The organism is Neiella holothuriorum (assembly GCF_019457915.1).
Lineage (GTDB): Bacteria > Pseudomonadota > Gammaproteobacteria > Enterobacterales > Neiellaceae > Neiella > Neiella holothuriorum.
The window spans coordinates 47405-59336 of record NZ_JAHZSS010000022.1; the positions used below are offsets into that span (position 1 = coordinate 47405).

Here is an 11932-nt window from a genome sequence, read left to right on the forward strand (position 1 = left end):
GGTACTTGTTTGGCTGCAAGGCGTTTGCGACAATCGTCGCTTCGTTCCTCGAAGCCGAATTCTTTTTATGACCGACTTTAAAATCGTTTCTTTTAATATCAATGGGCTGCGCGCCCGACTGCATCAGCTTCAAGCACTGATTGACAAACATAGCCCTGACGTCATTGGCCTGCAGGAAATCAAAGTGCACGATGATGCCTTTCCTGTAGAAGCCGTTGAAGCAATGGGCTATCACGTGGCTTATCATGGCCAGAAAGCGCACTATGGCGTGGCCATGTTGACGAAAGCGGAACCGACCAGTGTGGAAAAAGGCTTCCCCACAGATACCGAAGAAGCCCAACGTCGGATGATCACAGTAACAGTCCCCTTACCAAATGGCGAATCCGTTAAAGTAATGAACGGCTACTACCCGCAAGGTGAAAGCCGTGATCACCCAGTAAAATTTCCCTACAAGCAACAGTTTTATAGCGATTTGCAGCAATATCTCGAACAACATTGCAGCCCAGACGATAATCTCGTGCTAATTGGCGATATGAACATCTCGCCAACCGCTGCCGATATCGGAATTGGCGACAACAACGCTAAACGTTGGCTTAGAACTGGCAAATGTAGCTTCCTGCCAGAAGAGCGTGAGTGGCTAGCCACCCTACAGAGTTTTGGCCTTACCGATTCGTTTAGAGCATTACACCCCGACACCGACGACCGGTTTAGCTGGTTTGATTACCGCTCTCGCGGCTTTGATGATAACCGTGGATTACGAATCGATTTACTGCTGACCAGCGCATCAATGCAAGCATGCTGCGTTGAAAGTGACGTTGACTATGAGTTACGTGGCATCGAAAAACCATCCGATCACGCGCCAGTCTGGAGCTCATTTCAATTTTAATTGAGACTCAAAATAACAAACAGGGCTCCGAAGAGCCCTGTTCTGAATCATGAAATGGGTATTTAATTAGAGTAGCGCAGGAATTGCGTACTTAGGCTCTAACATACCAACGGCCAGCATTGCAGCTAAACAAATAAGCAACACAGAGCCTGGGATCAGCAAGCGATCGATTTTCGACAACTTCTTCGGGCGATCCTTATCACCGATTAAGCCATTGTTGTCCAGTAGCATCGTTAAAGCCCATGCCAATACTGGGTTGGTAACCGCCGCAGCGAATACACAAATACCGGCCGCTTGAGCATCCTTTTCATTACGAATCATCTGCATACCCGCTTCCAGCAATGGCAGGAAAACACCAACTAGCAATGCTACACGCATCACTGGTGGCCATACTGCAACATCCATTGGGAAACCTAGGATAGCCACAATAATACACAGTAACCCCAATAAGATAGCGCCCGCAGGAATTGGACGTTTAGCGATGGCGGCTGGGATCATATAAGTACCCCAAGATGATGTAATGTTACCACCACCCACTGCAGTACCAACGATTTGACGGAATGAACAAGCGGTCATGGTGTCATCAACATCCATTAATACACGTTCAGTCTTTTTCGGGTAGTTTAACTCTTGGAAAATACGGTGACCGAGGAAATCAGGCGACCACATAGCAACAGCCAACAACGCAAATGGTAATGATGCAATGAAGTGAGACACTGTTGGTAGGCCTAACATCCAACCTTCTTCAGTGCTTCCCCACCAATACATAGGGTTTAGGTTTGGCAGGCCCATTTGAGTTTCAAATCGAAGATCGAAACCTGCGCCAAATGCCAGCGCAATCACCAAGCCCGTAATCGCACAAGCAGGAATAGCTAACCAACGTTTTCCTAACCGCGCCAAAATGGCGTACATAATAACAGTAACGCCAAGCACAATGAGGCCGACATATCCCATGTCTCCCCCTGCAACCCCGGCTTCAGCACTCTCTAGGCCAACGGCCCAATCTTGAATGTTACCAATCATGCTCATGGCGCCGGTAAACCCAAGGAACACCAACAAGCCGCCAGCAACCCCTTCACTGGTTAGATTTACCAGCTTTGAGCCGCCTTTAAAGTAACTAAGCAACAAACCAAAAATACCGAGCAAAATAGCCAGCGCTAATGGATGCGCGCCAGCAAGTGCAATAGCACCAATCAGCGGGATCATCGGACCGTGGTTACCGGCCAAATTTGCGCGAGGGTTAAAGATACCGGATGCAAGCACACAGAACAGCAACGCAGGGATCAGCATTTCAACGCGAGCAACTTCAATGGCAAAATCTTTACCTAATTGAATGTGTTCCCATTTGGCAGACAAGCCATCAGCCCACGCCATCATTACGGCCGAGTACATGGCGATAATGCCGATCGTCCCCGCAATGGCAGGAACTAAATCTTCCCACTCAAAACGGAAGTCGCGGAAAGGAAGATTCAAACCCCAGCGCTTTGGCTGCATGATTTGCAGCTCGTGATCCAAATAGTCAGAGCGACTTTCAAATTCGCTAGCGGGCTTGTGAAGCTCCTGGTAACTCTTATTATCTTGCTGTTCCATAAGATTTCGCTTGTTGTTGCTCGAATGTATTGCCAAGTCAGCAGGCCTAACCTTACTGCATCGACGGCCAATAATTATGATGTAAAAATGACGTTTACACAGTCTAGAGAAGATCTACCATTTCGCGAAAAATGAATGTCTTGCAGTGGCACAAACTGTGTGGAGACGAACTAATATAACGCCAAACGCGCACACATTAGGGATTTTGGAACTTGTTTTCATTGATGAAAATCAATTACAAACAACTATCAAAATATTTAAATACGGCGCAAGGGCAAACAAAAACAATAATAAACAATAAGTTAACAACTCAACACCACCTTAACTTCGAACCTCACTTGATCACTTTATATTACGAAATAAAGGTAAACTGAAAGTGATATCTTTGTTAATGCTATGTTAACTCCGAAAAAAATACGAAATTTAATTACACCAACATTCACAATTGGTCTTACCAACCCCTATAACCTTCTTTATATAGTGGTTTTTAATTGTGTACTGAACTATGTAATTTTTTTACAAGATATGAATAAATCTGATCCAGATCAATCCGTATAATGGCGCATTTAGATACTTTGTTGCCACACAAATCGGCACCTTGCCCGAGTTGCATGTAACAACATGATAAACAAGACATTTTAATAAAAATGGTCATATTCTTCGATAGTTCATCATGTAGCGCATTGAAATAGCTGTAATTTGCAACCATATCTCTGATGGACTGCTAGAATTAGTTATCGATTTCAGCAGTAACCGCTCTGATTGAGGCTGAATGTGGTGACGTGTCGAAAGTAGCCCCGAGTGCTACACACTGTCAGGTATTTGTGTCGTACGTTGCACCAGTAGCTACGACTGTCATATTTCAAATCACAAGGTAAATAGCAATGGCTGATCAAACCGAAACATTTGCCACCGCTTGGGAAGGCTTCCTACCCGGCGACTGGAAAAATGAAGTAAATGTTCGCGATTTTATCCAAAAGAATTACAGCCCATATGAAGGCGACGAAAGCTTCCTAGCTGGCGCGACTGAAGCCACAACTCAGTTGTGGGACAAGGTCATGGAAGGTATCAAGCAAGAGAACTCGACTCATGCTCCGGTTGATTTTGATACCGATTTACCAGCCACCATCACCTCGCACGATGCGGGTTATATCAATAAAGATTTAGAAACCATCGTTGGTTTACAAACAGATGCACCGCTAAAACGCGGCATCATCTGTAACGGTGGTATTCGCATGGTTGAAACAAGCTGTGCAGTTTACGGTAAAGAACTTGATCCAATGATCAACAAAGTATTCTCTGAATACCGTAAAACACACAACCAAGGCGTTTTCGACGTTTACACAGGCGACATCCGCAACTGCCGTAAGTCTGGTGTAATCACCGGCTTGCCAGATGCATACGGCCGTGGCCGTATCATCGGTGACTACCGCCGTGTTGCTCTGTACGGTATCGACTTCCTCATGAAAGACAAAGTGCGTCAGCACAAGTCACTCGAAGAAGCTATGTACTCAGCGGTTGATTCTGCGGCTCTTGAGCGCGCGATTCGCCTGCGTGAAGAAATCTCAGAACAGCACCGTGCTTTAGGTCAAATGAAAGAAATGGCCGCGAAATACGGCTACGATATCAGCGGACCAGCTACCACAGCTCAAGAAGCTATCCAGTGGACCTACTTCGGTTACTTGGCTGCAGTGAAGAGCCAGAACGGTGCCGCAATGTCTCTTGGCCGTGCGTCTACCTTCCTCGATGTTTACATTGAGCGCGATATTGCTGCTGGCAAGATCAACGAAGAACAAGCTCAGGAAATGATTGACCATTTCGTTATGAAGCTACGTATGGTTCGCTTCCTGCGTACGCCAGAATACGATGAGTTGTTCTCTGGTGATCCAATCTGGGCAACTGAATCATTGGCAGGTATGGGCTTAGACGGTCGTACTCTGGTTGCTAAAACCAGCTTCCGTTTCATGAACACCCTGTACACCATGGGCCCAAGCCCAGAGCCAAACATGACCATTCTGTGGTCTGAAAACTTGCCAGATAACTTCAAACGTTTCTGCGCCAAAGTTTCTATCGATACCAGCTCTGTTCAGTACGAAAACGATGACCTGATGCGCAACGATTTCGAATCTGACGATTACGGTATTGCTTGTTGTGTGAGCCCAATGGTTATTGGTAAGCACATGCAGTTCTTCGGTGCCCGCGCAAACTTAGCTAAAACCCTGCTGTACGCAATCAACGGCGGTGTTGATGAGAAGTTGAAAATCCAAATTGGTCCTGTTGCTGACAAAGTAACCGACGAATACTTGGATTACGATGACGTAACGGCTCGACTCGATACGCTAATGGATTGGTTGGCTAAGCAATACGTTGCGGCGCTAAACTGCATTCACTTTATGCACGACAAGTACTCCTATGAAGCTGCCCTTATGGCACTGCATGATCGTGACGTACGTCGTACTATGGCGTGTGGTATCGCAGGCCTGTCAATTACTGCAGATTCACTGGCTGCTATTAAATACGCCAAAGTGAAACCTGTACGTGACGAAGACGGCATTGCTGTCGACTTCGAAATCGAAGGCGACTTCCCTAAATACGGTAACAATGACGACCGTGTTGATAGCATCGCTTGTGAGCTGGTTGAAAGCTTCATGAAGAAGATTCAACAGCTGTCTACATACCGTGATGCAGTACCAACTCAGTCGGTTCTAACCATTACATCAAACGTTGTATACGGTAAGAAAACTGGTACTACACCTGATGGTCGCGTTGCTGGTAGCCCGTTTGCACCAGGTGCAAACCCAATGCACGGCCGTGACGAAAAAGGTGCTGTAGCCTCATTAACGTCAGTTGCTAAACTACCATTTGCTTACGCCAAAGATGGTATCTCTTACACCTTCTCTATCGTGCCAAACGCACTGGGTAAAGAAGAAGAAATTCGTAAGAAGAACCTAGCAGGCCTAATGGACGGTTATTTCCATCACACACCTAGCCTTGAAGGTGGTCAACACCTGAACGTGAACGTGATGAACCGTGAAATGCTGTTGGATGCAATGGAAAACCCTGAGAAATATCCTCAGTTGACCATTCGCGTTTCAGGTTACGCAGTTCGCTTTAACTCGTTGACCAAAGAACAGCAGAACGACGTTATCGCTCGTACATTTACGACATCGTTCTAATGCATCTCAAGTAATGCATCTGAGCTAAAGCTCAGCTACACTAGGCCTTGCATTGTGCAAGGCCTTTTTTTTACCAATAAGAAACCACACCATATATGAGTATTACCGGACGAATTCACTCAGTTGAAACCTGCGGCACCGTTGACGGCCCGGGCATTCGCTACATTGTTTTCATGCAGGGCTGCTTAATGCGTTGCAAATACTGTCACAACCGAGATACGTGGGATGTGGATGGTGGCAATGAAAAAACCGTAGCCGATATCATGAACGACATGTTGAGCTACCGCCATTTCATTGAAGCGTCTGACGGTGGCATAACGGCATCGGGCGGCGAAGCGACATTGCAGGCCGAATTTGTCACAGAGCTGTTTAAAGCATGTCAGGCCGAAGGCATTCATACTTGCCTCGATACCAACGGCTTTGTTCGTCATCACAGTGAAAAAATTGAGCACTTACTTGATGTGAGTGATTTGGTAATGCTCGACATCAAGCAAATGGATGATGCTAAGCATATCGATCTGACCAAGGTCAGCAATCGCCATGCGAAAGAGTTTGCCTTGCGTCTAGCTGAACGTAACCAAACAACGTGGGTACGCTATGTTGTGGTGGGCGGTTACACCGATGATGAAGCTTCCGCCCATGAGTTGGCAAAATTCCTCGCTCCGATGAAGAATATTGAGCGGGTCGAATTGCTGCCTTATCACGAGCTAGGTAAACACAAGTGGGAAGCCATGGGTGAAACCTATGAGTTGAACGACGTTCACCCGCCAAGCAAAGAGATCATGGAAAAAATTCTGGCCATCTTTAAATCATACGATTTACCTGTCATCTATTAATGACTTGGAGTTTGGTGGGGATTGCCCTTTGGGCTTTGCTGTTGTATCAGCTAAGCCCGAGCTGGTGCTTAAGCCAGCTCCGTAACTCCTCTACCCTTTCTCGAAATTTCGCGACTTGCATTGCCGCTCTTGCCGTTCTTTGGCACCTAAAAATAGAATTGATTGAAGGCCTTGCCCTACACTTTCTGCTCGTAACCGCGGTGACCTTAATTCTTGGCTTTCGAATAAGCTGTATTGCAACGTCGTCTGCCATGTTGTTACTAGCCGCAACCAATCAAATAACCTGGCAACAATTGCCCGAACACTGGCTCATTCATATATTCCCGATTATTGTGATGAGCTATTTACTGCTGCTCATCAGCCGTAAGTACCTACCACGTCATCTATTTGTTTATATTTTTGTCAATGCGTTCCTAACCGCAGCAGTCGCTATCGCCTTGAGCATTGGTATTCAAGCGCTGTGGTACAACCTCACAGGGCAATACAGTAGCGACCAAATCAATCAATACTTACTTCGTATGCTGCCTTTGATGGTGTTTCCAGAGGCCTTACTCAACGGCATGCTAATCACCGTGCTTGCGGTGTACACGCCACACAACTTGTGCACTTATCGAGATTCGGAATATTTGAATAACTAGCGGCCGATGGCCTTTATCGTTCAATAGCTGCAAATGGCTATTCAGTTGGAGGGAGAAGACGAAGAAGAATCGAGCGGCTTCCCTGCAGGGAAGCTTAGGCGAACATTAATGTGAGGGGCGATCTACTTTAGCAAACTGCTCTAACGATTCGAAAGCTCGTTTGAGAACAAGCGCTAAATCGCGAAATTTAGGTGTAGCGCAGCGGCTAGGTATTTGCTTACAGCCTTGTTCGACCATCGACTGATGTAGCTCTCCGTACCAACTTCTCAGTCCGCCAGACAGAGGCGATTCGGAACGTTTACCCAACCAATAAAGACCTTGCAGCGGCAAACTCAGCATTAGTAACGCCGAGGCAACAGCGGGCGGTATAGCATCAGTCAAATTGAGCCCTATCGGCATAGAGACCGCAAGCACAGCAAAAAGCGGCACGAACAGTTGCGCTTTACGAGTCAGCTGAATAATGCGGTTTTCAGGCATCAATAGCGCTAGCTCAGGGCGCATTGGCCAAGCCCGCATATAATCCTGTCCATCTTTAAATACCTGCATCATTTTCATACTAACGACCTGTGACGTATTGCCGACAACCTATTCGACTACCTCTTCCATAAATAGTGCCGAAACCGCTTCATTTCAAGGCTAAATAACCTTCATTTGGCGGAGTTGAGATCTCGTACAGCCGCCTCCAATGAAAGTTTCCAACAAAATTTGATATAGATTAAGGTTAAAAGTGGAAAAAACAGTAAAAAAATTACAGAATTACCCATCGATTTGTTATAGCCCCGAAAAAAGGTAAATCGAGCCATCTTTGGCTACTATGTATTCACCTTATTGCGGCATCGCTTGTTATCTCCTACATCGAACATAAAAGGATACGTTTCGCCATGCAAACTAAGCTTGTTTTGGTTCTCAACTGCGGTAGTTCTTCGCTCAAATTTGCTCTAATCGACTCTCAAACGGGAGACGAACACCTAAGCGGCTTGGCTGAATGCCTGAGCCTTGTTGAAGCCCGTATGAAGTGGAAACTCAATGGCGAAAAAGTTGAAGAAGAGCTGGGCGCTGGCGCAGCACACCGAGAAGCACTAGAGCGACTAGTTAAGTTACTGGGTGACGAAGGCTTTAATGAGCAAATCGTTGCAATTGGTCACCGAGTTGTTCACGGTGGTGAGAACTTCACTGCATCTGCATTGATTACGCCAGAAGTGGTTAAAGGCATTGAAGATTGTGCAACATTGGCACCACTGCACAACCCGGCTCACTTGATTGGTATTCGCGCTGCTCAAGCGGCGTTCCCATCATTACCACAAACCGCCGTATTCGATACTGCATTCCACCAAACCATGCCTGAAAATGCTTACCTGTATGCGCTGCCATACAAGCTGTATAAGCAACATGGCGTGCGCCGCTATGGTATGCACGGCACTAGCCACCTATACGTAAGCCGTAAAGCCGCTGAGATGTTGGGCCAGGACGTTGCTGAAACCAACGTGATTGTGGCTCACCTGGGTAATGGTTCTTCTATTTGTGCCGTTAAAGATGGCAAATCCATTGACACATCTATGGGTATGACTCCGCTTGAAGGCGTTGTCATGGGTACCCGTAGTGGCGACTTCGATCCTGCGATCATCTTCCACTTGGTTGACAAACTTGGTTACTCACTTGATGAAGTCAACACCATGGTTCACAAGCAAAGTGGTTTATTGGGTCTGAGCGAAAAAACAAGCGACTGCCGCTTCATTGAAGAAGGCATGGAGCAAGGCCAACCAGAAGCGGAACGCGCCCACAGCGTGATGACGTACCGCTTGGCGAAACAAATTGCCGCCTACGCCGCAGCACTGCCACGCATTGACGCCATCGTATTCACGGGCGGCATTGGCGAAAACTCAGCGAATACCCGTAAAGCGGTTATTGAGCGCTTAGGCATCTTTGGCCTGAAACTGGATGAGCAAGGCAACCTAGATGCACGTTTTGGTGCCGACGGTTGTATCACCACCGAAGACAGTAACTTCAAAGCATTGGTTATTCCAACTAATGAAGAGTGGATTATTGCCCAAGACAGCGCCCGCTTAGCTGGCGTTTAAGCAACCAGAACAAGAATAAGAGGTATACACAGTGCAACGTACTATTATGCTGATCCCAATTGGCGAAGGCGTTGGTTTAACCACCATCAGCCTTGGCCTGCTGCATGCTTTCCAGCGCTTGGGCTTATCGAGCACCTTCTTCAAACCTGTTGGTCAGCCGCGTCCCGGCTACGAAGGTCCTGAACTCTCTACTCGTATCGTTGCCAACGCAACGGGTACGCCAGTTATTGACTCCATTCCGCTAGAAATGGCCGAAGGTTTAGTCAGTAGCGATAAAAAAGACATCCTGCTTGAAGATATCGTTGAACGTTATCAGCGCGACTGCTCTGAAGGCGACGTAGTGATTGTTGAAGGGTTGGTACCAACCCGTCGCCACACTTATGCAACTCGTCTGAACTTTGAAATTGCCACAGCTCTGAATGCTGACATCGTATTCGTTACCATCCCTGGCGATGACAAAGCGAAAGATCTGAAAGAGCGTGTTGAAATCACCTACAACAACTTAGGTGGTAGCAAGAACAAACGCCTGATGGGTGTCATTGTCAACAAAGTTGGCGCACCTGTTGACGAATTAGGTCGTAACCGTCCTGATCTGTCAGAAATGTTCGATGAAAACGAAGCAACATTGTCTGCCAGCATCGACAAAATTAACTCCGCATTTAGCCGTTCGAAGGTGCCGCTATTAGGTTGTATTCCTTGGAACTTCGATCTAATTGCACCTCGTGTTTCTGACTTAGCAGAGCACTTGGATGCGAAATACCTGAACAAAGGCCAAGCGGATACTCGCCGCCTGCGTAGCGTTACATTCTGTGCGCGCAGTATTCCAAACATGATTGAGCACTTTAAGCCTGGCTCATTACTGGTTAGCTCTGCTGACCGTTATGACGTCGTGGTAGCAGCTTGTTTGGCGGCCATGAATGGCGTTGAAATTGGTGCATTGCTACTTACCGGTGGTTATGAAACTAACCCACTGGTAATGGAGCTATGTAAGCAAGCGTTCAATAGCGGCCTACCAGTGATGATGATTAACACCAACACTTGGCAAACCTCGCTCACGCTGCAGAACTTCAACCTTGAATTGCCAATTGACGATGCTGAGCGTTTGCACTTGGTACAAGAGCACGCGGCTCAATTCATTCACAACGACTGGTTGATGGAGTTGATGGATGGCGTAGAAGCGACTCGTAAACTGTCGCCGCCAGCATTCCGTTATGAATTAACCGAGCTGGCTCGCAGCGCCAACAAGCGCATCGTGTTGCCAGAAGGTGAAGAGCCTCGGACGATTCGCGCCGCTGCGATCTGTGCCGAGCGCGGTATTGCTCGCCCAGTATTGTTAGGTAACCCGGAAGAAATCATCCGCGTTGCAGAGCAGCAAGGTGTGATTCTGCCACCATCGGTTGAAATCCTTGACCCAACGGATGTTCTAGAGCAATACGTTGGCCCAATGGTTGAGCTGCGTAAGCACAAAGGCTTAGAAGAAGTGGTCGCTCGCGAGCACCTTGAAGATACCGTTGTACTCGGCACCATGATGCTGCAAATGGGTGACGTTGACGGCTTGGTTTCTGGTGCGGTTCACACCACAGCCAACACCATCCGTCCGGCTCTGCAGTTGGTGAAAACAGCGCCAACTTCATCGCTGGTCTCATCAATCTTCTTCATGCTGCTGCCAGATCAAGTACTGGTTTACGGTGATTGTGCGATTAACCCAGATCCAAATGCTGAGCAATTAGCAGAAATTGCAATTCAATCTGCAGAGTCTGCCATTGCCTTTGGTATCGATCCGAAAGTTGCCATGATCAGCTACTCAACCGGCACCAGCGGCTCAGGCTCTGATGTTGAGAAAGTACGTGAAGCAACCAAGATTGCCCAAGAGCGTCGTCCTGATTTGATCATTGATGGTCCACTTCAATACGATGCAGCAGTCATGGAAAACGTGGCAGCAAGCAAAGCACCAAATAGCCCTGTAGCTGGTAAAGCCACTGTGTTCATCTTCCCAGACTTGAACACAGGTAACACCACTTACAAAGCGGTGCAGCGTTCTGCTGATCTCATTAGTATCGGTCCAATGTTGCAAGGCCTGAACAAGCCAGTGAATGACTTGTCTCGCGGTGCATTGGTTGAAGATATTGTGTACACCATTGCTTTAACTGCAATTCAAGCGAACCAAATGGAAGCTGCCAAGTAAGCGCTATGACGCTATTGGCAAAGCCCCATTGGCTTGAATTGAAATTACCACCGGTACTACTGGTGGTAATTGCAGCCGGACTGATTGTTATCAGTCCGGCTTTTTCATATTTTGAATCGGTTAACCAAGCCCGTCAGATGTCCAGTTGGATGCCATTGACGGCAACAGGCTTAATGGCATTGGGCATTATCGTTGCAATAACAGGTGTCTATCAATTTCGCCAATATCAAACCACCGTTAATCCAGTAAACCCTCATCACGCCAGTTCTCTAGTTACCACCGGCATCTATCGTTTTAGCCGCAATCCGATGTATTTAGGCATGCTAATCGCGTTGCTTGGCTGGTCAGCTTGGTGGCAGCAGCCATTTGGCCTTATCATCACCCAGTTATTTAACCTCTATATGAGCCGTTTTCAGATCATTCCTGAGGAGCGGGCGTTGCAAGGTCAATTTGGTCTGCAATTCGATGAATACTGCCAACAAACGAGACGCTGGCTCTAAAGACGCTTTTTGCTGCTTGCATTGTATACACTTTTGCCATTAA

General features: G+C 47.1%; 9 protein-coding genes. 7 read left to right on the forward strand and 2 right to left on the reverse strand.

Features of this window, described 5'->3' with window-relative positions; translation table 11 throughout:
* Positions 1–67: 67 nt before the first annotated feature.
* Positions 68–886, forward strand: a complete 819-nt coding sequence (xthA, locus tag K0504_RS15310) for an exodeoxyribonuclease III (protein WP_220105028.1) — start codon at positions 68–70, stop codon at positions 884–886.
* Between the two features lie 66 nt (positions 887–952).
* Here xthA and K0504_RS15315 read toward each other — a convergent pair whose 3' ends face one another.
* Positions 953–2476: a DUF3360 family protein gene (locus K0504_RS15315; protein ID WP_220105029.1), complete on the reverse strand. Its 1524-nt coding sequence runs from the start codon at positions 2474–2476 to the stop codon at positions 953–955.
* A gap of 884 nt (positions 2477–3360) precedes the next feature.
* Here K0504_RS15315 and pflB point away from each other — a divergent pair.
* From pflB to K0504_RS15330, 3 genes are all read left to right on the forward strand, one after another.
* Positions 3361–5652, forward strand: coding sequence for a formate C-acetyltransferase (gene pflB / locus K0504_RS15320; protein WP_220105030.1), 2292 nt, complete (start codon positions 3361–3363; stop codon positions 5650–5652).
* Positions 5653–5747: 95 nt separating this feature from the next.
* On the forward strand, positions 5748–6488 hold the full coding sequence (gene pflA / locus K0504_RS15325) for a pyruvate formate lyase 1-activating protein (RefSeq protein WP_220105031.1): 741 nt from the start codon (positions 5748–5750) through the stop codon (positions 6486–6488).
* Positions 6488–7126, forward strand: coding sequence for an energy-coupling factor ABC transporter permease (locus K0504_RS15330; RefSeq protein ID WP_220105032.1), 639 nt, complete (start codon positions 6488–6490; stop codon positions 7124–7126). Before pflA ends, K0504_RS15330 begins: the two co-directional genes overlap by 1 nt.
* 105 nt (positions 7127–7231) lie before the next feature.
* Here K0504_RS15330 and yfbV read toward each other — a convergent pair whose 3' ends face one another.
* Positions 7232–7681, reverse strand: coding sequence for a terminus macrodomain insulation protein YfbV (gene yfbV / locus K0504_RS15335; protein ID WP_220105033.1), 450 nt, complete (start codon positions 7679–7681; stop codon positions 7232–7234).
* Positions 7682–8007: 326 nt separating this feature from the next.
* On the opposite strand from yfbV, the gene K0504_RS15340 reads away from it, so the two are divergent.
* From K0504_RS15340 to K0504_RS15350, 3 genes are read left to right on the forward strand one after another with little or no spacing between them, the layout of a single operon-like run.
* The gene (locus tag K0504_RS15340) at positions 8008–9204 is read left to right on the forward strand and encodes an acetate kinase (RefSeq protein ID WP_220105034.1); all 1197 of its coding nucleotides are present in this window, start codon (positions 8008–8010) and stop codon (positions 9202–9204) included.
* Positions 9205–9235: 31 nt separating this feature from the next.
* On the forward strand, positions 9236–11389 hold the full coding sequence (gene pta / locus K0504_RS15345) for a phosphate acetyltransferase (protein WP_318837992.1): 2154 nt from the start codon (positions 9236–9238) through the stop codon (positions 11387–11389).
* Positions 11390–11394: 5 nt separating this feature from the next.
* Positions 11395–11889: a methyltransferase family protein gene (locus tag K0504_RS15350; RefSeq protein WP_220105035.1), complete on the forward strand. Its 495-nt coding sequence runs from the start codon at positions 11395–11397 to the stop codon at positions 11887–11889.
* The last annotated feature ends 43 nt before the right edge of the window (positions 11890–11932 follow it).